The 20,955-nt window shown below is 66.8% G+C and carries 22 protein-coding genes; 18 read left to right on the top strand and 4 right to left on the bottom strand.

The window, feature by feature from the left end; genetic code table 11:
• The first annotated feature begins 49 nt into the window (after positions 1-49).
• The 4 genes from ACIQCN_RS08080 to dapF all read left to right on the top strand — a co-directional run bounded on the left by ACIQCN_RS08080 (position 50) and on the right by dapF (position 4,050).
• On the top strand, positions 50-529 hold the full coding sequence (locus tag ACIQCN_RS08080; RefSeq protein WP_400610342.1) for a regulatory protein RecX: 480 nt from the start codon (positions 50-52) through the stop codon (positions 527-529).
• A gap of 42 nt (positions 530-571) precedes the next feature.
• Entirely contained in the window at positions 572-2,131 is a 1,560-nt protein-coding gene (gene miaB, locus ACIQCN_RS08075) for a tRNA (N6-isopentenyl adenosine(37)-C2)-methylthiotransferase MiaB (RefSeq protein WP_400610340.1), read from the top strand.
• A gap of 3 nt (positions 2,132-2,134) precedes the next feature.
• Positions 2,135-3,031, top strand: a complete 897-nt coding sequence (miaA, locus tag ACIQCN_RS08070; RefSeq protein WP_400610338.1) for a tRNA (adenosine(37)-N6)-dimethylallyltransferase MiaA — start codon at positions 2,135-2,137, stop codon at positions 3,029-3,031.
• A 74-nt stretch (positions 3,032-3,105) separates the two neighbouring features.
• Positions 3,106-4,050, top strand: coding sequence for a diaminopimelate epimerase (dapF, locus tag ACIQCN_RS08065; protein WP_400606309.1), 945 nt, complete (start codon positions 3,106-3,108; stop codon positions 4,048-4,050).
• On the opposite strand, the gene ACIQCN_RS08060 is transcribed toward dapF, so the two are convergent.
• A complete protein-coding gene (locus ACIQCN_RS08060) occupies positions 4,022-4,645 on the bottom strand; it encodes a class I SAM-dependent methyltransferase (protein WP_400606311.1) in 624 nt (207 codons plus the stop codon). The genes dapF and ACIQCN_RS08060 overlap by 29 nt on opposite strands.
• A 428-nt stretch (positions 4,646-5,073) precedes the next feature.
• Here ACIQCN_RS08060 and hflX point away from each other — a divergent pair, with 428 nt between their 5' ends.
• Both hflX and ACIQCN_RS08050 read left to right on the top strand, forming a co-directional pair.
• Entirely contained in the window at positions 5,074-6,648 is a 1,575-nt protein-coding gene (gene hflX, locus ACIQCN_RS08055; RefSeq protein ID WP_400610336.1) for a GTPase HflX, read from the top strand.
• A complete protein-coding gene (locus ACIQCN_RS08050; protein ID WP_400606315.1) occupies positions 6,641-8,686 on the top strand; it encodes an ATP-dependent DNA helicase in 2,046 nt (681 codons plus the stop codon). The genes hflX and ACIQCN_RS08050 overlap by 8 nt, the downstream gene beginning before the upstream one ends.
• Before the next feature lie 37 nt (positions 8,687-8,723).
• Here the strand turns inward: ACIQCN_RS08050 and lexA are convergent, their stop codons facing one another.
• The gene (gene lexA, locus ACIQCN_RS08045) at positions 8,724-9,461 is read right to left on the bottom strand and encodes a transcriptional repressor LexA (RefSeq protein WP_400610334.1); all 738 of its coding nucleotides are present in this window, start codon (positions 9,459-9,461) and stop codon (positions 8,724-8,726) included.
• A 350-nt stretch (positions 9,462-9,811) separates the two neighbouring features.
• Here lexA and ACIQCN_RS08040 point away from each other — a divergent pair, with 350 nt between their 5' ends.
• From ACIQCN_RS08040 to ACIQCN_RS08005, 8 genes are all read left to right on the top strand, one after another.
• Positions 9,812-10,180 carry a LysM peptidoglycan-binding domain-containing protein gene (locus ACIQCN_RS08040; RefSeq protein ID WP_400606320.1) on the top strand — a complete coding sequence of 123 codons (369 nt, stop codon included), beginning with the start codon at positions 9,812-9,814 and terminating at the stop codon, positions 10,178-10,180.
• Positions 10,181-10,259: 79 nt separating this feature from the next.
• A complete protein-coding gene (locus tag ACIQCN_RS08035; RefSeq protein WP_400610332.1) occupies positions 10,260-11,378 on the top strand; it encodes a histidinol-phosphate transaminase in 1,119 nt (372 codons plus the stop codon).
• 60 nt (positions 11,379-11,438) lie between these two features.
• Positions 11,439-12,065 carry an imidazoleglycerol-phosphate dehydratase HisB gene (hisB, locus tag ACIQCN_RS08030; protein ID WP_400606324.1) on the top strand — a complete coding sequence of 209 codons (627 nt, stop codon included), beginning with the start codon at positions 11,439-11,441 and terminating at the stop codon, positions 12,063-12,065.
• Complete coding sequence (gene hisH / locus ACIQCN_RS08025) at positions 12,062-12,823, top strand: imidazole glycerol phosphate synthase subunit HisH (protein WP_400610330.1); 762 nt, start codon at positions 12,062-12,064, stop codon at positions 12,821-12,823. Before hisB ends, hisH begins: the two co-directional genes overlap by 4 nt.
• Positions 12,824-13,006 carry a hypothetical protein gene (locus ACIQCN_RS08020; protein ID WP_400606328.1) on the top strand — a complete coding sequence of 61 codons (183 nt, stop codon included), beginning with the start codon at positions 12,824-12,826 and terminating at the stop codon, positions 13,004-13,006.
• 12 nt (positions 13,007-13,018) lie between these two features.
• Positions 13,019-13,765, top strand: coding sequence for a bifunctional 1-(5-phosphoribosyl)-5-((5-phosphoribosylamino)methylideneamino)imidazole-4-carboxamide isomerase/phosphoribosylanthranilate isomerase PriA (gene priA / locus ACIQCN_RS08015; protein ID WP_400606331.1), 747 nt, complete (start codon positions 13,019-13,021; stop codon positions 13,763-13,765).
• Between the two features lie 8 nt (positions 13,766-13,773).
• Entirely contained in the window at positions 13,774-14,655 is an 882-nt protein-coding gene (locus ACIQCN_RS08010; RefSeq protein WP_400610328.1) for an SseB family protein, read from the top strand.
• Between the two features lie 58 nt (positions 14,656-14,713).
• Positions 14,714-16,045: an MFS transporter gene (locus ACIQCN_RS08005; protein ID WP_400606335.1), complete on the top strand. Its 1,332-nt coding sequence runs from the start codon at positions 14,714-14,716 to the stop codon at positions 16,043-16,045.
• A 103-nt stretch (positions 16,046-16,148) separates the two neighbouring features.
• Here the strand turns inward: ACIQCN_RS08005 and ACIQCN_RS08000 are convergent, their stop codons facing one another.
• Positions 16,149-16,535 carry a DUF1844 domain-containing protein gene (locus tag ACIQCN_RS08000; RefSeq protein ID WP_400606338.1) on the bottom strand — a complete coding sequence of 129 codons (387 nt, stop codon included), beginning with the start codon at positions 16,533-16,535 and terminating at the stop codon, positions 16,149-16,151.
• 384 nt (positions 16,536-16,919) lie between these two features.
• On the opposite strand from ACIQCN_RS08000, the gene infC reads away from it, so the two are divergent.
• The 4 genes from infC (at position 16,920) to ACIQCN_RS07980 (ending at position 19,706) form a co-directional block, all read left to right on the top strand.
• A complete protein-coding gene (gene infC, locus ACIQCN_RS07995) occupies positions 16,920-17,924 on the top strand; it encodes a translation initiation factor IF-3 (RefSeq protein ID WP_400606340.1) in 1,005 nt (334 codons plus the stop codon).
• Between the two features lie 120 nt (positions 17,925-18,044).
• A complete protein-coding gene (rpmI, locus tag ACIQCN_RS07990) occupies positions 18,045-18,239 on the top strand; it encodes a 50S ribosomal protein L35 (RefSeq protein WP_009358635.1) in 195 nt (64 codons plus the stop codon).
• A 118-nt stretch (positions 18,240-18,357) separates the two neighbouring features.
• Positions 18,358-18,744: a 50S ribosomal protein L20 gene (rplT, locus tag ACIQCN_RS07985; protein WP_400606343.1), complete on the top strand. Its 387-nt coding sequence runs from the start codon at positions 18,358-18,360 to the stop codon at positions 18,742-18,744.
• A 68-nt stretch (positions 18,745-18,812) separates the two neighbouring features.
• Positions 18,813-19,706, top strand: coding sequence for a TrmH family RNA methyltransferase (locus ACIQCN_RS07980; RefSeq protein WP_400610326.1), 894 nt, complete (start codon positions 18,813-18,815; stop codon positions 19,704-19,706).
• Between the two features lie 23 nt (positions 19,707-19,729).
• On the opposite strand, the gene ACIQCN_RS07975 is transcribed toward ACIQCN_RS07980, so the two are convergent.
• A complete protein-coding gene (locus ACIQCN_RS07975) occupies positions 19,730-20,938 on the bottom strand; it encodes an MFS transporter (protein WP_400610324.1) in 1,209 nt (402 codons plus the stop codon).
• Between the last annotated feature and the right edge of the window lie 17 nt (positions 20,939-20,955).

The raw sequence follows: 20,955 nt of genomic DNA, 5'->3' as shown, positions 1-20,955 counted from the left end.
CGGTGACCCCGCGCCGGGATCCAGCAACGCCGAGCCGGACCCCGTTTCAGTGGCCCAAACCATCGTCTATCGGCAACTGACAGCGTCGGCCAAGAGCAGGCTGCAGTTGGCGCGGAAGCTGGCGGAGCGCAACATTCCGGAACACGTGGCGGAGGCGGTCCTGGACAGGTTCCAGGCCGCCGGACTGATCGACGACGCCGAGTTCGCCGCCATGTGGGTTCGGAGCAGGGCGCAGTCACGCAAGCTCGCCCGGGGTGCGCTGCGGCGTGAGCTGGCGGACAAGGGCATCGACCAGGAAGCTGCCGATGCCGCGCTGGCCCAGGTTTCCGACTCCGATGAGGAGGATGCCGCCCGGGCCCTGGTGGAGCGAAAGCTCCGACCCGGCGTGGACCTGCACGACAGAACCGTGCGGGACAAGAACACCCGGCGCCTCGCCTCCATGCTTGCCCGGAAGGGCTACCAGCCCTCCCAGGCATTCAGGATTGTCAACGAGGTCCTCGAAGCCGCAGGAGCCCCGGACCCCGATTAAGGACCACAAACACGTACTTGTAACAGCCGGTACCCTTAACAGGTGAGTTTGACCATTCCTTCCTCCTTTTCCGGTGCCCAGCCCTCCGAAGAGGCCGTGGCCCTGCCGCACGATGCCGCGCCCAGGCCACGCACCTACCAGGTGCGCACGTTCGGCTGCCAGATGAACGTGCACGACTCCGAGCGCATGGCGGGCATGCTCGAGGATGCTGGCTACGTAGCTGCTGACGACGAGCAGGCGGACGTGGTGGTATTCAATACCTGCGCGGTCCGGGAAAACGCCGACAACAAGCTGTACGGCAACCTCGGGATCCTGGCGCCGATCAAGGCCGCCAATCCCGGCATGCAGATCGCGGTGGGGGGATGCCTGGCCCAGAAGGACCGCGAAACCATTCTCAAAAAGGCGCCCTGGGTGGACGCCGTCTTCGGCACCCACAACGTCGGCGCCCTGCCCGCGCTGCTGGACCGTGCCCGGCATAATAACGAGGCGCAGCTGGAGATCCTGGAATCCCTGGACGTCTTCCCGTCCACGCTTCCCACCAAGCGCGACTCGGTCTACTCCGGCTGGGTCTCCATCTCCGTGGGCTGCAACAACACGTGCACTTTCTGCATCGTCCCGGCCCTTCGCGGCAAGGAAAAAGACCGCCGTCCCGGGGACATCCTCGCGGAGATCCAGGCACTTGTGGACGACGGCGCCATTGAAGTCACTCTGCTGGGCCAGAACGTGAACTCCTACGGCGTGGAATTCGGCGACCGGCTGGCATTCTCCAAGCTCCTGCGCGCCTGCGGGGAGATCGATGGCCTGGAACGCGTCCGCTTCACCAGCCCGCACCCCGCAGCTTTCACCGACGACGTGATCGATGCGATGGCGGAAACACCCAATGTCATGCCGCAGCTGCACATGCCGTTGCAGTCCGGCTCCGACAGCATCCTGCGGGCGATGAAACGGTCCTACCGGTCGGCCAAATTTCTGGGGATCCTGGACAAAGTCCGGGAAAGGATCCCGCACGCGGCCATCTCAACCGACATCATCGTCGGATTCCCCGGGGAGACCGAGGAGGACTTCCAGGCCACCCTGGACGTCGTGGAGCAGTCACGTTTCGCAACGGCCTTCACTTTCCAGTACTCCAAGCGCCCGGGCACTCCGGCAGCCGGCCTGCCCGACCAGCTGCCGAAGGCCGTTGTGCAGGAGCGGTTCGAACGGCTCACCGCCCTGCAGGACCGGATCGCCGCCGAGGAGAACCGGAAGCAGTTGGGCCGACGGGTGGAAGTCATGGTCACCGCCCAGTCCGGCCGTAAGGCGGAGGAAACCCACCGGCTGTCCGGCCGGTCCCAGGACCAGCGCCTGGTGCATTTCTCCGTTCCGGACGGTGCGCCCGCGCCACGCCCGGGAGATCTCGTCACGGTCACCATCACCGAGGCCGCCGCCTTCCACCTGGTGGCGGACCCCACGCCGGAGGATTACAGCCTCCGGCGCTCACGGGCCGGCGACGCCTGGGACAGGTCGCAGGCAGACTCCTGCGGCGTCCCTGCGCCGGGTGCAGGCGCCGGCCGTAAGGGCGTCTCCCTGGGAATGCCCTCACTGCCGCTGCGCACTCCCTGACAGGTGCGCACCCCGCCAGTCATCGCCGTCGTCGGTCCCACCGGCTCCGGAAAGTCCGATCTCGCTGTCAGCCTCGCCCTGCGCCTGGGCGGGGAAGTCATCAATGCGGACGCCATGCAGTTCTACCGCGGCATGGACATCGGCACGGCAAAAATCACGGCGGCGGAGCGGCGCGGAGTCCCGCACCACCTCCTGGACACCCTGGACATTACCCAGGAGGCCAGCGTCTCCGACTTCCAGGTGCAGGCCAGGGAACTGATCGCGGACATCCACGGCCGCGGCCGGCGCGCCATCCTCGCCGGCGGCTCCGGCCTGTATGTCCGCGCAGCCCTGGACGTTCTGGAATTCCCGGGGACGGACCCCGCGGTCCGGACCAGGCTCGAGGCCGAACTGGCTGCCCGCGGCAGCTCTGCCATGCTCGAAAAGCTGCGTGCTGTGGATCCTGTCTCCGCGGGCCGGCTTTCGGACGCCCGCCGCATTATCCGTGCCCTTGAGGTGCACGAGTTCACGGGCCGGCCGTTCAGCTCGTTCATGCCACGGCGGGAGTACTTCCAGCCCGCAGTTCAGGTGGGACTGGAGGTGGATCGCGTGCTGCTCAGGGAACGACTGGCAACCCGGGTACACGCCATGGTGGACCGGGGGCTGCTGGAGGAGGTCCGGCGGCTGGACGCCCTGGGGCTGCGCAACGGGAAGACCGCTTCCCGTGCCCTCGGGTACTCGCAGTTCCTGAAGGTGATTGACGGCGTGGCCACCGTGGAACACGCTGCCGAGGAAACGATCGTGGCCACCCGCCAGTTCGCCCGCCGACAGCTCACGTGGTTCCGCGCAGACCCGCGCATCCAGTGGATGGGGTGGCAGGACCCGGACCTGGTGGAGAAGGCGGCAGCGCGCTGCATCTAGCGGGGAAGCAGCCTCTCCTTGACCCGCACTGAGTGGTTTCAGCCGGGCAGCCCACGGCCGGTACGCTTGGAACCATGGAAAACACCCCCGCCCAGCCCATCGAAACCGTCCTCGGCACGCTGGGCGGATTGCGCTTTTCCAAGGGGCATGGGACCGGCAATGACTTCGTTTTGGTGGCCGATCCGGAAGGCCTCCAGGAACTTACCGCAGAGCAGGCAGCTGCGCTGTGCGACCGGCACCGCGGCGTTGGCGGCGACGGCCTGATCCGCGCCGTACCGTCGCGGTTCCTTCCGGAGGGCCGCGACCTGATGGCCACCACGCCGGAGGCCGAATGGTTCATGGACTACCGCAACGGTGACGGCTCGCTCTCGGAAATGTGCGGAAACGGGGTGCGCGTCTTCGTCCACTTCCTGCGGACGGAGGGCCTGATCGACCTGCCCGACGGCGGGTCGCTCACCATTGGCACCCGGGGAGGCGTGAAGACCGTGGTCCGGACCGGCGACGACTACGCCGTGGACATGGGCCCCTGGTCCTTCATCTTCCCGGGCGAAGCCAGCGCGCGGTCCATGGATTCCCTGGTCACGGCAGATGGGCTGGAGGTGCCCCGCCCTGCGCTGTCCGTCAGCATGGGCAACCCACACACCGTGGTGGCCCTCGCCGAACTCGACGAACTGGCCGGAACCAGGCTCTTCACCGCACCTTCAGTGGATCCCCTCCCGGCAAACGGCACCAACGTGGAATTCGTCGTTCCTGCCGAACCGCTGGTGCACGCCGGCGTCGGTTCGGTAACCATGCGCGTGCATGAACGCGGTGTGGGGGAGACACAGTCCTGCGGGACCGGCGCCTGCGCGGCTGCTGTTGCCATCCGGCACTGGGCCGGTGCCGAGGCGCCGGACGAGTGGCAGGTGCACGTGCCGGGAGGCACCGTGGGCGTTAAGTTCTTTCCGGGCGCCGGCGGCCACGAACACGTCGAGCTCAGCGGGCCGGCTGTCATTGTGGCAACAGGGACGCTTTCCTGACTTTCAGGATGCGGAACGACTTTGCGGTTGCTTCGCGGGTAACCGTGAACGAGTCATCCAGTTCCGCCGCCAGCCAGCGCTGCAGCGAATCTGATCCGAGGTTCTTCTGGACTACCAGCCAGGCGGTCCCGCCCGGGGCCAGGCGCGGCAGCCACAGCTTCAGCAGCGAATGCAGTTCGTCCTTGCCGATCCGGATGGGCGGGTTGGACCATATGGTGTCGAAGCGAAGTTCCGGGTCCACTTCCTCCGGGGTGGACGCAGTGACGTTGTCCAATCCCAAGGCTTCGGCATTTTCATTGGTCAGGATGATGCAGCGTTCATTGACGTCCACCGCGTACACCCGCGCGTGCGGTGCCCGCAGCGCCAGGGTCAGGGCAACCGGACCCCAGCCGCAGCCGATGTCCAATAAGTTTCCGGTGGGCGCCGGCGCAGGAACATTGGCCAGGAGGACGGCCGTTCCCTTGTCGATTCCGTCCGGGCTGAAGATGCCGCTTGAGGCGTGGAGCCTGCGCGTTTCCCCGGCGAGTTCCACCGTCAGCGGCTTCCTGGTGAACGGGCCGGCGGGTGACGCGCTGAAATAGTGTGCAGACTCCATAACTGGCCAGAGTAGTTCCCCTTGCAGCGTAAAGGGAAACCCGGGGAAAGCCCCTCTGCTACCCTTGAAGGCATGTTCCTGATCTTCGAGTAGCCGGCGCGGGCTCCGCCCTCCCCGGACCATGTCCCACCAGCGATGCAGGTGCCCCCACCTTCCGCTCGTGCACCGGACCGGCGTCCACCGTCCCGTCCGGCAGCCGGACAATACTCGAAAGACAGCTTCAGGCTGGTTTTCCGCGCTGTTCCCGGCCCTTCAATCTCTGCTCAATCACGGCCGCCCCTCCGGCGGCTTTCCTGCCGTCTGCCCGATCGGGCGGCCGCAAAGACCAGGAGTACTGCATGTCCGCAGGCCGTCAGCCCAGCGCGAATACTTCACCACTTCAGACCAATCAGCATTATTCTGGAACTGCCGAATCTTCAAAGGAGACCATGACCAGCCAGCCCAACACCGGATCCGATCCCGCCGCCCAGGACATGAGTCCGCAGGAAATTCAGGCCGTGATCGACCGGATCCTTTCCAAGGACGTTCCTGCCGGGACCAGCATGCCGGACAACGGCCGCGGCGATGGCGGGGCCGTGCTTGGCAAGGCCCAGGCGATCTCCCGCCTGGACGAAGAGCACAGCGAGTACGACGGCGACCAGCAGGACCTCGAAGAACGGCGCGCACTGCGCCGCACTGCGGGCCTTTCCACCGAACTCGAGGACGTCACCGAGGTCGAATACCGGCAGCTCCGCCTGGAGCGGGTGGTCCTGGCCGGCCTTTGGTCGGAGGGCACCCTCGCGGACGCCGAGAATTCGCTGCGCGAACTGGCTGCCCTCGCCGAAACCGCCGGCTCCGAGGTCCTCGACGGCCTGGTCCAGCGGCGGGCCAAGCCTGATCCGGGCACATTCCTGGGCTCCGGAAAGGCGCAGGAGCTCAAGGACATCGTGATGGCCACCGGCGCGGACACCGTGGTGGTGGACGCTGAGTTGGCCCCGTCGCAGCGACGTGGACTTGAGGACATCGTCAAGGTCAAGGTCATTGACCGTACGGCGCTGATCCTGGACATCTTCGCCCAGCACGCCAAGAGCCGCGAAGGCAAGGCGCAGGTGGAACTCGCCCAGCTCGAATACCTTCTGCCGCGCCTGCGCGGCTGGGGCGAGTCGATGTCCCGCCAGGCCGGTGGCCAGGTGGGCGGCGCTGCGGCCGGTATGGGTTCCCGCGGTCCCGGTGAGACGAAGATCGAACTGGACCGCCGGCGGATCCGCACCCGCATGGCCAAACTGCGGCGTGAAATCGCCGCGATGAAGCCTGCGCGCGAGACCAAGCGCGCCAACCGCCGTCGTAATGCCGTCCCGTCAGTGGCCATTGCCGGGTACACGAACGCCGGAAAGTCGTCGCTGCTGAACCGGTTGACGGACGCCGGCGTCCTGGTGGAGAACGCCCTGTTCGCCACATTGGATCCCACGGTGCGCAAGGCCGAAACAGCTGACGGGCTGGGCTATACACTGGCGGACACAGTGGGCTTTGTCCGCTCGCTGCCCACCCAGCTGGTGGAAGCATTCCGCTCCACGCTGGAAGAGGTGGCGGACGCTGACCTGATCCTGCACGTGGTGGATGTTTCGCACCCCGACCCCGAGGGGCAGATCGCCGCCGTTCGCAAGGTCTTCAGCGAGGTTGACGCCCGCAAGGTGCCCGAAATCATTGTCCTGAACAAGGCGGACGCAGCGGACCCGTTCGTGGTGGAGCGGCTCAAGCAGCGCGAACCGCGGCATGTGGTGGTCTCGGCCCGCACCGGCGAAGGCATTGCTGAACTGCTCAAGGCCATCAGCGATTCGATTCCCCGGCCCAGCGTCAAGCTCGAGCTGCTCATTCCCTACAACCGGGGCGACCTGATCAGCAAGCTGCACGAATCCGATGCCGAAATCATCAGCGTGGACCACATAGAATCGGGAACACGCGCCGTGGTGATGGTCCGCGAAGGCCTCGCGGCCGAGCTGGAACCGTTCGTCACAAATGACTGACGCCGCGCCCGGCGCCACGAAGACGGCGGGCGGACAGTTCGTGACCGAACTGCTGGACCGCGCCGTCGAGGCCATGGGGGGACAAAGCAGGCCTGGCCAGCACGAGATGGCCAGGCAGGTGGCCCAGGCCATCGAAACGGGGACGCACCTTCTTGTCCAGGCAGGAACGGGCACGGGCAAGTCCCTGGCTTACCTGATCCCGCTCATTGCGCACGCCCTGGAAAGCAACAAGCCCGCCCTCGTGTCCACCGCCACCCTGGCGCTGCAGACACAGATCGTGGGAAGGGACCTGCCGCGGCTGCTGAAGGCGATCACACCGGCGCTGGAGCGGCCCGTCAAGGTGTCGCTCGTCAAGGGACGGTCCAACTACGTCTGCCGGCATAAGCTTGAGGGCGGGTTCCCGTCCGAGGAGCCCACGGAAGGCCAGCTGTTCTCGCTGGGCGAGGACACCAGTGTGCCGCACTTCGCCGCGGCCGTGGGCGGACCGTCCTCGCAGTTGGGCAAGGAAGTGGTCCGGCTGCGCGAATGGGCGGCCAAAACCGCCACGGGGGACCGTGATGAACTGCTGCCCGGGGTCACGGACCGCGCCTGGCGCCAGGTGTCCGTCACGTCCATGGAATGCCTCGGCGCGCAGAAGTGTCCGCTGGCCGAGGAGTGCTTCAGCGAGCTTGCACGGCACGATGCGGCCTCCGCGGACATCGTGGTGACCAATCACGCCATGCTGGCCGTGAGCGCCTTCGAGGGCCTGGCAGTCCTTCCCGAGTACGACGTGGTGGTGGTGGACGAGGCCCACGAACTGCAGGACAGGGTGACCGGCGCCGTGTCCGGACAGCTGTCCGTGGCCATGGTCCATGCCGCTGCCTCCGGGGCGCGCAAGCACACCGCCATCACGGTGGACGCGCTGAACGCCGCTGCGGCCAACCTTGAGGCTGCCCTGGCCGGCGCGCCCGGAGGGCTGCTTCCCAACGGCCTCAATGACGAGCAGCTGGACTGCGTGGACCAGCTCCGTGAGGCCTGCCGCGCCGCGCTGTCCGACTCCAAGGGCGACGGCAGCCAGTCGGCCGACGGCGGGCGCCAGCTTGCGAGGTCCCGCCTGATGCTCATCCTGGAACTGTGCGAGCGGCTCCTGGCTGCACGCGAAAACCGGGAGGTGGTCTGGTTTTCCCGGGCAAGCACCTTTGACCCGGGACAGGGCTACTCCCAGCCGGACGATTCGGCGCCGGTACTGATCAACGTGGCGCCGCTTTCGGTGGCCGGCAAGCTACGCGAGGGCCTGTTTGCGGACCATACGGTGGTTCTCACCTCAGCCACACTTGCCATCGGTTCAGCGTTTGAGCCTGCCGCCGGAGGCCTGGGGCTGGTGGGCCAGGGAGCACCAAGCTGGACCGGCGTGGACGTGGGCTCACCCTTTGACTACCCCAGGCAAGGGATCCTTTACGTGGCGGGCCACCTGCCAAAGCCCGGGCGCGGTGTGTCCCCGGAGGCGCTGGACGAACTCGAGGCCCTGATCCGCGCCTCCGGCGGCGGCGCCCTGTGCCTTTTCTCCTCCCGGCGTGCGGCCGAGGAAGCAGCCGATGCCTTGAGGCCCAAGCTGGGAATGACCGTCCTCTGCCAGGGCGAATCCACGATGACGGCCCTGGTGAAGCAGTTCGCGGACGAACCCGATACCTGCCTGTTCGGCACCATGTCGCTGTGGCAGGGCGTAGACGTGCCAGGCGGTTCCTGCCGCCTGGTTGTCATCGACAGGATTCCTTTTCCACGGCCGGACGATCCGCTCATGACGGCACGGTCCCGGGCTGTGGCGCAGGCAGGCGGGAACGGGTTCATGGCGGTCTCGGCCACGCACGCGGCCATCCGCCTGGCACAGGGGGCCGGGCGACTGATCCGGTCTACGAACGACAAGGGCGTGGTGGCAGTCCTGGACTCCCGGCTGGCCACTGAACGCTATGCCGGTTTCCTGCGCGCAGCCCTGCCGCCGTTCTGGCCCACTACCGACCGCAAGACGGCGGTGGCAGCGCTCGAACGGCTGGCCCGGTAAGGCTGGCCGCGGAGCGCCCCTTTAGAGGGCACGCATCCTAGAGGGAACGCAGGACGGACACCACTTTGCCCATGATGGTGGCGTGGTCGCCAAGGATTGGCTCGTACTGGGTGTTCTGTGGCAGCAGCCAGGTGTGGCCGTCGCGCTGCCGGAAGGTCTTGACGGTGGCTTCATCGTCCAGGAGGGCCGCCACGATATCCCCGTTGGCCGCGTCTGCCTGGCGTCGAACCACTACCCAGTCGCCATCGCATATGGCCGCATCCACCATGGAGTCGCCGGCGACCTTCAGCATGAACAGCTCGCCCTGGCCCACCAGTTGGCGGGGGAGGGGCATGACGTCCTCCACCACCTGCTCCGCAAGGATGGGCCCGCCGGCGGCGATCCGGCCCACCAAAGGGACCATGGCCGTGTCCAGCGCGGTAGGCAGTTCGGTGACAGAAGCGGAAATGGAGCCCGGCGCCGGGCTTTCAGCGGACGGGGCTCCGCTGCCGGGCGCGCCGCCCAGCGTCAGCGGCATCAGCACTTCCATGGCGCGGGGCCGTTTGGGATCCCGGCGGAGGTAGCCCAGCTTTTCGAGCTGTGAGAGCTGGTGCGTCACGCTGGAGAGGCTGGCCAGCCCTACCGTGTCCCCGATCTCGCGCATTGAGGGCGGATAACCGTTGTCGTTGACGGAGCGCTGGATGGTTTCGAGGATCTTCTTCTGCCGGGCGGTCAGGCCCTTGGCGGCCTTCTTTGCCTGCGGGAGTGCCCTGCCTCCGGCCGCTGCTGCTGCCATGTTTGCCAATGCCCTTCGGTTGCCACCGGTCCGCTTGCTCTGGCTCCGGCCGTGATGGTCCCGCCCAAATTGTCAGACCCGGCTGATCAACTTTCCGCGTGGTTGTTCTTGTCTTCAAAGCTAGGCCAGCCACAGGGCTTTTTCAAACATTTGTTCTAGCGAGTCTCGACATTGTTCGTTGATAAGTGCTAAAACTGAATCAGTAAAGTTCGAATATGTGTTCTAGTCACTGCAATCGTCGTTCGAAGATCATCTTCGAAGTTGGGAAGGATGCGGCGGCCGGGAACATTCCGGGCAGCACAGTACGGTCCAGGAGGGCTCAGTCCATGTCAGCTATTTCCGCTCATCACTTGTCAGTTTCCGCGCGGCACGCCTCTGCTTCAGCAGGCCGGGCGCAGGCGCCCCTGCCGCCGCTGAGGCTTACGCGCCGGGGCCGGGTAGTGCTGATCGGCATCCCGCTGATCCTGCTTGCTGCGCTGTTGCTGTCCATGGCCGGATTCTTCAATTCGCCCGCCAAGGCCTCAGACTCGGCAGCGGACCTCGTGGCCACGCCGACGGTCACCGTGACGGTCCAGCCGGGCCAGTCCCTGTGGAGCATCGCCGGCAGCCTGGCCCCGGACCGCGACGCCAGGGACGTGGTGGCGGACATCGTCCAGCTGAACAACCTTTCCGGCGGGCCTGTCATCCCGGGCCAGCAGCTGTTCGTTCCGGCAGGATGACGGGATCCCCGGTGCAGGGCAGCAGGGCCGGCTTATTGTCACATTTTCCGGTCCCCGGCACGGGCACTAAACTGTTCAGGTGAATGACCAGCTAGAACGACTGAACCGGCTTCCGCTCCGCGAGAACCTCCGCGGCCTCACTCCGTACGGGGCCCCGCAGCTGGATGTTCCCATTCTCCTGAATGTCAACGAGAACACCCATGGCGTTCCTGCGGATGTGCAGGCGGCCATCACCGCGGCCGTTGCCCGGGCCGCCACAGGGCTGAACCGGTACCCGGACCGGGAATTCAACGGACTCCGCACGGCACTGGCCGACTACCTCGGCCACGGGCTGGACGCCTCAAACATCTGGGCCGCCAACGGCTCCAACGAAGTTCTCCAGCAGATCCTGCAGGCCTTCGGCGGCCCCGGCCGCACCGCGCTGGGCTTTCCCCCCACCTACTCGATGTATCCGCTGCTGGCCAGTGGTACGGACACCCGCTACATCGCGGGACAGCGCGCGGACGACTACGGCCTCACTGCCGAGTCCGCTGCCCGGCAGGTGAAGGAACTGCAGCCCAACATCGTCTTCCTCTGCTCGCCGAACAACCCCACCGGTACCGGCCTTGGACTCGACGTCGTGGAGGAGGTGTACCGTGCCGGCGAGGACAGCCAAACCATCGTGATCGTGGACGAGGCGTACCACGAGTTTGCCCACGACGGGACGCCGAGTGCTCTGACGCTGCTGCCCGGCCGTGAGCGGTTGATCGTATCCCGCACCATGAGCAAGGCGTTTGCCCTGGCAGGGGCGCGCCTCGGCTACATGGCTGCAGCTCCGGAAGTCACGGATGCCCTGCGCCTGGTCCGCCTTCCCTACCACCTCTCCGCCGTGACGCAGGCGACGGCACTGGCTGCACTGGAACACCGCGCAGCGCTGATGGCGGACGTCGAAGACATCAAGAAGCAGCGGGACCGGATCGTTACTGAACTGCGCCGCATGGGCCTCAAGCCGGCCGCGTCGGACTCCAACTACGTCTTCTTCGGCGGTCTCGACCATCCGCACCAGGTCTGGCAGGAGCTTCTTGCGGCGGGTGTCCTGATCCGCGACGTCGGAATCCCCGGCCACCTGCGCGTCACGGCAGGAACTGAGACTGAAACCACAGCTTTCCTGGAGTCGCTGGAAAGCATCCTCACCCGGCAGGCAGCGCTACCGGCCTAGACTTGGAAGAGCGGCGCCCCGCGCCCTGACCACCTATCTTCCCCAAAGGACACTTTGACCATGAGTTCCACCGGATCGAATGCAGCCGTCTCCCGGACCGCCCGCATGGAGCGTGCCACCAGTGAGTCGTCCGTACTCGTGGAGATCAACCTCGACGGCACCGGCGTTTCGGACATCGACACATCCGTGCCCTTCTACGACCACATGCTGACTGCGCTGTGCAAGCACTCGCTGATCGACATGACGGTCAAAGCCACCGGAGACATCCACATCGATGTTCACCACACGGTGGAAGACGTAGCCATCACGTTCGGCGAGGTCCTCCGTACCGCACTCGGGAACAAGGCCGGCATCCGCCGGTTCGGCGAAGCGACCGTGCCCCTGGACGAGGCACTGGCCCATGCCGTGGTTGACGTTTCCGGGCGGCCTTACCTGGTGCACGGGGGCGAGCCGGCTGGCCAGGAATACCACCTCATCGGCGGCCACTTCACCGGGTCGTTGACCCGCCACGTCTTCGAAGCGATTACTCTGCACGCAGGGATCTGCCTGCACATGAACGTCATCGCGGGCCGCGACCCCCACCACATCGTCGAGGCACAGTTCAAGGCGTTCGCCCGCGCACTTCGCGCTGCTGTGGAGCCGGATCCCCGCGTCGAGGGCATTCCTTCCACCAAGGGCGCCCTGTGAGCGGCCAGGTCCTGAAGGACGGCGCCATCCTGGACCCGTCGGCGTCACGGAAGCTGCACTCCCCGGAGGGAAAACCCACGGTCACGGTCCTGGATTACGGCTCGGGCAATGTCCGCTCCGCCGTCCGGGCCCTGGAACGGGCGGGCGCCGAGGTCACCCTCAGCGCCAGGCCTGAGGACGTCCTGAACGCCGACGGCCTGGTGGTTCCGGGCGTAGGCGCCTTCGAAACCGTCATGCGCGAGCTCAAGGCCGTGGACGGAATCCGTCTGATTGGCCGCCGTGTTGCCGGCGGTCGTCCCGTCCTGGGAATCTGTGTGGGGCTCCAGGTCCTGTTCGAAGCCGGGGTCGAACACGGTACTGAGGCCGAAGGCATGGGTGAATGGCCCGGCAAGGTGGAGCACCTGCCGGCGGACGTGGTCCCGCATATGGGCTGGAACACCGTCAAGGTTCCCGAGGGATCCCGGCTCTTCGCCGGCGTCGAAAATGAGCGCTTCTATTTTGTGCACTCCTACGGCGTGCAGGAATGGAACTTCGACGTCGTCCAGCCGCGCATGGCCGCACCACTGGTGACCTGGTCCGAGCACGGCGCACCGTTCATTGCCGCCGTGGAAAACGGACCCCTTTGCGCCACCCAGTTCCACCCGGAAAAATCCGGCGACGCAGGTGCCCGGCTGCTGCGCAACTGGGTGGAAGCCCTCCGCAGGCCCGCGGACTCCGGGACCGGCAGCAGCGCTGCGCCCGCGGCCGGCGGCGCCTAGATGTGGTCCATCGTCCTGATGGGGCTTGCCGGCCTCCTGGTGGGCGGGGCCCTGGCATTCCGCCAGCAGGGGAAGCCGCTCTGGACGCAAGTCTCCTTCTACGTTTTGGCGGGCATGGCTTTGCTCGCCGCCTACCTGTTGACGCTGCCGGCCGCCTGGCCCGCAACCGCCCCGCCTACCTGACTAAGGATGAACATGACCACCGCTAACGATTTGCCGGTCCTCGAACTGCTGCCCGCCGTCGACGTCGTCAACGGGCAGGCCGTGCGCCTGGTCCAGGGCGAGGCGGGCAGCGAAACCAGTTACGGCACGCCGCTCGAAGCGGCCCTGAACTGGCAGGAGCAGGGCGCCGAATGGGTGCACCTGGTGGACCTCGACGCCGCCTTCGGCCGCGGCTCCAACGCTGATCTCCTGCGTGAAGTGGTGGGCCGGCTGGACATCAAGGTTGAGCTCTCCGGCGGCCTCCGGGATGACGAAACACTCGAAGCCGCCCTCGGCCTCGGCGTGGCGCGCGTCAACCTCGGCACCGCGGCGCTGGAGAACCCCGAGTGGACCGGCCGCGCCATCGAGCGCTTCGGCGACAAAATCGCCGTCGGCCTTGACGTCCGCGGCACCACCCTTGCCGGCCGCGGCTGGACCAAGGAAGGCGGGGACCTCTGGGACGTCCTGGGCCGCCTCGAAGAGGCCGGCTGCGCCCGCTACGTGGTCACCGACGTGACCAAGGACGGCACCCTCCAGGGTCCCAACGTCGAACTGCTGCGCCAGATGGTGGAAAAGACCGGCAAGCCCGTGGTGGCATCCGGCGGCATCTCCAGCCTGGACGACCTCAAGGTCCTGCGCTCCCTCGTGCCGCTCGGCGTCGAAGGGGCCATCGTTGGCAAGGCGCTGTACGCGGGCGCTTTCACCCTGCCCGAGGCGCTCGACGTCGCCGGACGGCGTTGACCCCAGCCATGTCCAGTGACGGTTCCGGAGCCCCGGCCCCACGCCACCTGCCCGGCCATATCGCGGCCGCGCTGGCAGGTGCCGGCGGCACGGCCGATTCGGCCGGACGCCCCTGGGCGGGCCGCAGCCTCGCGGGGGATGACGCCAAAATCCATAACTTCGAGGACGACGACGGAGCGGCCGACGCCGGGTACCTCGCCGCCGTCGGCCGGTTGCGTGAGGGGAGCGGAGACGAAGCAGCGGTGGTGCGCTCCCTGGCCACGGCGCGCGTCTTCATTCCAATCGTCGCCCAACTCGCCGATGAGGCGGACGGCGGCCATGGCCTCCAGGCGGACAAACAGGCCGACATGGCCCTGGTGACACTTAAGGCGCCGGACGGACGGGCCGCCCTGCCGGCATTCACCTCGGCCGCTGCCCTCACCGCATGGCACCCGGACGCCCGGCCTGTCGCGGTGTACGCGGCCCGCGCTGCGTTGTCCGCCGTCGCCGAAGGTGCCGAACTGATGGTGCTGGACCCGGGCTCTCCGGTGACCTTCGTCATCCGCCGGCCGGCTGTGTGGGCTCTGGCGCAGCAGCACGAGTGGGTGCCCAGCTACGCTGATCCGGCCCTCGCACCGGAACTGGGGCACGCTGCCTCCGCCTTCCCGGCCGTCCGGAGCATTGAGCTGCTGCCCGGCGGGGGCGTGGCCAGCCGGACGGCGGACGGTGCAGTCCTTGCCGGGGGCGGCCCGGGCCCGGAGCTGCAGGTGGTCCTGTACCTCGAAGATGGCCTGGATGCAGGCGCCCTGCAGCAGCTCGTGGCGTCCCTCCAGCAGGAGTGGTCCCGGAATGTATTGTTTGGGGAACGGGTCGATTCGATGGAGATCAAGCTGAGGCGGGCCCTCAACTAGCGGCAGTGCGGGGCGGAGATCCTCCCGGCCTGCCGCGGCAGACCGTAAGGAAACCTTCGTGAATTTCGCCCTCTACCGGCACCTGCTGGCGGTGCGCCCCATCCGGCGCCTCCTGTTGGTGGGCATGGTGGCCCGCGTCCCCCACTCGGCTGCGGGAGTCCTGCTCACCCTGCACATCGTGCTCTCGCTCGGAGAAGGGTACGCCGCCGCCGGGGCAGCGGCGGCCGTCATGACCATCGGCATCGCGGTTGGCGCTCCGTGGCGCGGACGGCGCGTGGACACCGTGGGCCTGCGCCGCGCCCTCATTCCGTCGGTGGTGTCTGAGGCTGTGGTCTGGTCAGCGGTCCCGCACGTGAGCTATCAGTGGCTGCTGCCGCTGGTCTTCGCAGGTGGCCTGCTCACTCTGCCGATCTTCAGCGTGGTGCGCCAGTCCCTGGGCGTCCTGGCCGACGGCGAACAGCGCCGCACCGCCTTCGCTTTGGATGCCATCAGCACCGAAGTGGTTTTCATGATCGGCCCGGCCGCCGGCGCCATTATTGCCACCAGCGGCTTCACTGTTGCTGGCCTGACGGCGGTAGGGATTTCCACCTCGCTGGCTGGGTTGTTCCTGATCTGGTTCAATCCGCCCACCCGCAGTGCAGAGCCAACGGCGGAGCGCGCAGGGGAGCTGCTGCACGCTGCCGAAATCGCGGTGGTGTCTGCCGCGCCGGCCCACGTGCAGGAGGCCGCGGCGGAGCTGGTGCCGGCTGGCGCCGAAAGCGACGATGCCGCCGCGGGCGGCGGACCGGGACGCCGTCGTGCGTTCCGCACCAGGGTGGCGCACAACTTCGCCTGGTTCACCGCTTCCGTGGCTGCGCTGTTTGCCGTGGCTGCCGGGACGGGAATGGTGCTCAGCGGAACGGACGTGGGAATCGTCGCGGCGCTGGAAACCGGAGGACGGCAAAGCGAAATCGGGATCGTCTTCCTGTTCTGGTGCGCCGCGTCGGTGGTGGGCGGGTTGATCTATGGCGCCATGCACCGTCCCGTCTCGCCGACGCTGCTGCTGCTGGGCATGGCCGCGCTCACGGTTCCTATGGGTTTCGCCACGGATACCTGGACGCTGGCCCTGGCCTCAATCCTGCCGGGCCTCCTGTGCGCTCCGGTGCTGTCGTCAGCCTCCGAGAAGGTGGCGGACCTGGTGTCCGAGGAACGTCGGGGCGAGGCGATGGGCTGGTATGGGTCGGCACTGACGGCGGGCGTGGCGCTGGGTGCTCCATTGGCCGGTGTGTTCATCGACGGCCGTGGGCCTTCCGGCGGCTTCACGGCCGTCGGTATTGCCGGGGTGGTGCTGTGTGTGGCGGGGCTGATCCTGCAGCAGGTGCGCCGCCGCCGGACAACCGCCCCCAACTGACCCCGCCAGGAGTTTGGTCCACTTAGAGGCCTTAAAGCGCTTTCTCAAGCCCTCTAAGTGGACGAAAACTGGGGGGAGTCGGGGGTACTTCGGGGGTGTTGGGCTAGTTGACGGCGCCGGTGTACTTTTCGCCCGGACCCTTCCCCGGGGCATCGGGGATCAGCGATTCTTCCCGGAATGCCAGCTGGAGCGAGCGGAGGCCGTCGCGCAACGGGCCGGCGTGCTGCGAGCCGATTTCCGGTGCGGCGGCGGTGACCAGTCCGGCGAGGGCCGTAATGAGCTTCCGGGCCTCGTCCAGGTCCTTGAGTTCCTCGGCGTTGTCCTCGGCGGCCAGGCCCAGCTTGACGGCGGCGGCGCTCATGAGGTGGACGGCCGCGGTGGTGATGACCTCGATGGCCGGGACCTCGGAAATGTCGCGGATCTCCTGCGAGACGTCGGCGGCCGCGCCCACGGGCTCGAAAACGTGTGAATTACTGTCTGGGGTGCTCATACTGGTAAGCTTGACACAGACCGACTGGATGTCGTTATTTCAGGACAACAGGTTCCCACCGGCGCTTCGCAGCACTGGCGGGGATTTTTTCTGTAGAATGGCATGCAGTTTGCAAGCGGAGTTCTCTCCCACCCGCGTCGGCCGTTGTTTCGGATGTCCAGCAGGATCATCCCGGAACGCAAGGTTGCCGGGTACCTGGTTGGGCATGGTCAACGGCTTACGCCGTGGACCTGCACGCAGTTCCTTAGGGGACCTGTTCCGATCTTTAGAGGCCTTCGATTGCTCCGGCAGTCGGGGGCCTTCTCCTTTTGCCGGATCCCACAACAACACAGGAGCTTTAACATTAGCGAGCCAAGAATCAATGAGCGTATCCGCGTCCCCGAGGTGCGGCTGGTCGGCCCTGCAGGTGAACAGGTAGGCATCGTCCGTATTGAGGATGCCCTGCGTCTGGCTGCCGAGTCCGACCTTGATCTCGTTGAAGTTGCACCTCAGGCCAAGCCTCCGGTGTGCAAGCTGATGGACTTCGGCAAGTACAAGTACGAGGCCGCGGTTAAGGCACGCGAAGCCCGGAAGAACCAGACCAACACTGTTCTGAAGGAAATCCGCTTTCGCCTGAAGATCGACACCCACGACTACGAGACCAAGCGCGGCCACGCACTGCGCTTCCTCGGCGCCGGGGACAAGGTCAAGGCCATGATCCAGTTCCGCGGCCGTGAGCAGCAGCGCCCCGAAATGGGCATCCGCCTGCTCCAGCGTTTCGCGGACGATGTTGCCGAGGTGGGCGTGGTTGAGTCCAGCCCGCGCATCGACGGCCGCAACATGGTCATGGTGGTCGGTCCGCTGAAGAACAAGGCGGAAGCCAAGGCTGAAGCACGCCGCGCCACGCAGCGGGCTGAGGCGAAGGCCCAGAACGAAGCCAAGGCTTCGGGCCGGGTTGACGTTTCGGGCGACGACCAGGCACCCATGACGCAGTCGCTCGCGGACCTGCTCCCGGAGGGCTTCACCGTATCCACGGAACCCGAAGCTCCCCAGGCTGAACCGCAGGAGCCGGCTGCCGCCGTCGAACCTGCCGCGGTTGTTGAGGAAGCCCCTAAGGAAAAGGAAGCTCCCGAGGAGGCGGCACCAAAGCCGGCAGCATCCAAGGCTGCTCCGAAGCAGGAAGCACCGAAGGCCGCCGCGCCCAAGGCTGCTCCGGCTCCGAAGGCCGCTCCCAAGGAAGCTGCCAAGCCGGCGGAAAAGGCTGCGGCTCCCAAGCCAGCGGCTGCTGCGCCGAAGCCTGCTGCTGTCCCTGCGCCGCCCAAGCCGGTGGCCAGGCCCGCCGCGCCCAAGCCCGCCGCACGCCCTGCTCCCAAGGCAGCGCCGAAGCCGGCCGGTAAGAAGACCACGTAGTTCACAGCTGTGGGAAGCTCCGGCTTCCGGCAGTCAGCAACCAGCATGCCACCCCCGCCGGGGAGGCTGCGCGATAGAACTGCAGGCACCGCCTGCGGACACGTAAGGAGATCGGTTCCCATGCCGAAGATGAAGACCCACAGTGGTGCTAAGAAGCGCTTCAAGCTGACCGGCAGCGGCAAGCTGCGCCGCCAGCAGGCCAACCGCCGCCACTACCTGGAGCACAAGTCCAGCCGCCTGACCCGTCGCCTCGCCGGCGACAAGATCGTCTTCAAGGGCGACGCCAAGGTCATCCGGAAGATGCTCGGCATCTAATTTCCAAGTTCTTTGACTGAACACCACCTGGTGTCGGTCACCTGCCAAACAGCCTTCTCAGGCCGCCGGACCTCCGGCAGTAGATGCTTGGGATCAGAATTTTCGAAGGAGTACGCACGTGGCACGTGTGAAGAGGGCGGTCAACGCCCACAAGAAGCGCCGGGTTATCCTTGAACGCGCAAAGGGCTACCGTGGACAGCGTTCACGCCTGTACCGCAAGGCCAAAGAGCAGCTGCTGCACTCGTTTGTGTACAGCTACGGCGACCGCAAGAAGAAGAAGGGCGACTTCCGCCGCCTTTGGATCCAGCGCATCAACGCGGCTTCCCGCGCCAACGGCCTGACCTACAACCGCCTCATCCAGGGCCTGAAGGCCGCTGAGGTCGAGGTTGACCGCCGCATGCTGGCAGAGCTGGCCGTCTCCGACGCCAACGCTTTCGCTGCCCTGGTCAAGGTTGCCAAGGACTCCCTGCCTTCTGACACCTCCGCCAAGAAGGTTGTTGCCTAGCAACAGGCTCTTCCCCCGCCGATGGGGGCGTTCGGGAACCTCTGGTGCCAGCCACTAGAGTTTCCTATATGAACGACACCGGGCGCCCGCAAGATTTTCCACTCTCCAACCCCCGAGCTGATCGGGTACGGGAGGTGGCAAAACTTGCCGGGCGCCCGGTGCGTTTAAAGCGCGGGCAGTTCCTGGCGGAAGGCCCGCAGGCGGTGCGCGAGGCCCTGAAGCTGCACCAGGAGCGGCTGTCGGCGGGCGCGCCCGGCGTTGTCACGGAGGTGTTCGCCAGCGAGGCCTGCCTGGACCGGTTTCCGGAATTCGAGCAACTCGCGGAGGGCACCAACGCGCGCCTTGCCACGGACGAGGTCCTGGCAGCCATGGCGGACACCGTGAACCCGCAGGGGATCATCGCGGTGTGCCGCTTCGTGGACGTCCCGCTCCAGGACGTGCTCGACGGCGGTCCACGCCTGATTGCCGTGCTTTGCCAGGTGCGGGACCCCGGAAACGCCGGTACCGTGCTCCGCGCCGCTGACTCCGCCGGTGCCGACGCCGTAATGCTCACCGCGTCCAGTGTTGACATCTACAACCCCAAGGCAGTCCGCTCCACTGCGGGCTCGCTGTTCCACCTGCCGGTGGTCCTGGGCGTGGATCCCGCCGAACTCGCGGCTGCGTGCCGGGAGCGGGGGATCGGTATCCTCGCCGCGGACGGATACGGGCAGCTCAACCTTGATGCGCTCCAGGACGAGTCTGCCCGCCGCCGGCTGACCGGCAACGGGCCGGAATCCGCTGTGGACCTTGCGGCGCCGACGGCGTGGCTGTTCGGGAACGAGGCGCAGGGGCTGTCCGAAGAGGAGCTCGCCCTGGCTGACCATCGCGTGGCAGTTCCCGTGTACGGCGCGGCGGAGAGCCTTAACCTCGGTACGGCGGCTACCGTGTGCCTCTACGCCAGCGCCCGCTCACAGCAGGGCTGACCCAGGGGCTGCTGGACGGTTGACTAGGGGGCCAGCGGCCTCTTGCGTTCCAGCAGTCCGCTAAGGAGTGCGACGCCGAAGCCCAGGACGGCGAGGACGGCGCCTACGAGCGCCGGGGCAACGTAGCCCCAGCCGAGTGCGATGACCACGCCGCCAAGGAAGGCGCCCAGGGCGTTGGCCACATTCAGCGCCGCGTGGTTGAGCGAGGACGCCAGCGACGGGGCATCCGGGGAGGCATCCAGGAGCCGGGTCTGGAGTGCCGGGACCAGCATGGACCCGGTGGCTCCCACGACGAACACCATTACCAGCGCCGACCACTGCCAGTGAACGGCCACAGCGTAGACCACCAGGGCCACGGCGATGCCCGGCAGGACCCGGTACAGCGTCCCCATGACGGACCTGTCGGCGAACCTCCCGCCCAGGAGGGTACCGGCCACCATGCCCACCCCGTACAGGGCAACCACGACAGGGATCATGGTCTGGGGCATGCCGGCCACGGCAGTCATGGTGTGCGCAATGTAGGTGTAGGTGGCGAAGAACCCGCCGAAGCCCACAATGCCGATCAGGATGGCCAGCCACACCTGGAGCCGCTTCAGGGCGCCGAGCTCCCGCCGGATGCTGGCGTCAGGGTGAGCGGCCTCGAACGGCACAAACCTTGCAATGAGTGCCAGCGTCAGCAGGCCGATCAAGCCCACCAGGATGAACAGCAGGCGCCAGCCGTAAGTCTGGCCAAGCCAGGTGGCGAACGGGACCCCAACCACGTTGGAAATACTCAGCCCGGCCATCACCATGGAGATGGCCCAGCCGCGCCTCGTGGGCGGAACCAGGGACGCCGCAATAACGGCAGCCACCCCGAAAAAGGCTCCGTGCGGCAGGCCCGCGGCGAACCTGGACAGCAGCATGGTCCCGTAATCGGGCGCCACGTACGAGCTGAGGTTGGCCAGGCTGAAGAACAGCATCAGTCCCAGGGCCAGGTATTTCCGGGGCAGCCTGGCGCCCACCGCGGCCAGCAGGGGAGCGCCCACCACCACGCCCAGGGCGTAGGCGGAAATGAGATGCCCGGCCTCGGGCGTGGAAATGCCCAGTCCGGCCTCCACTTCTTTCAGCAGGCCCATCATCGTGAACTCGGTAACGCCGATTCCCGCGCCGCCCATGGCGAGGGCAATGATGGCCATAGTGAGGTTGAAGGACCGGGCGGAAACTGCCGTGGACTTTTCCAGGACGCTGCTCATATGCCTGCTTTTCGGTG

The sequence above is a fragment of the Pseudarthrobacter sp. NPDC092424 genome (assembly GCF_044754925.1).
GTDB lineage: Bacteria > Actinomycetota > Actinomycetes > Actinomycetales > Micrococcaceae > Arthrobacter.
Note: the sequence above shows the minus strand (reverse complement) of the source record. Positions and strands in the feature narration are given on the sequence as shown.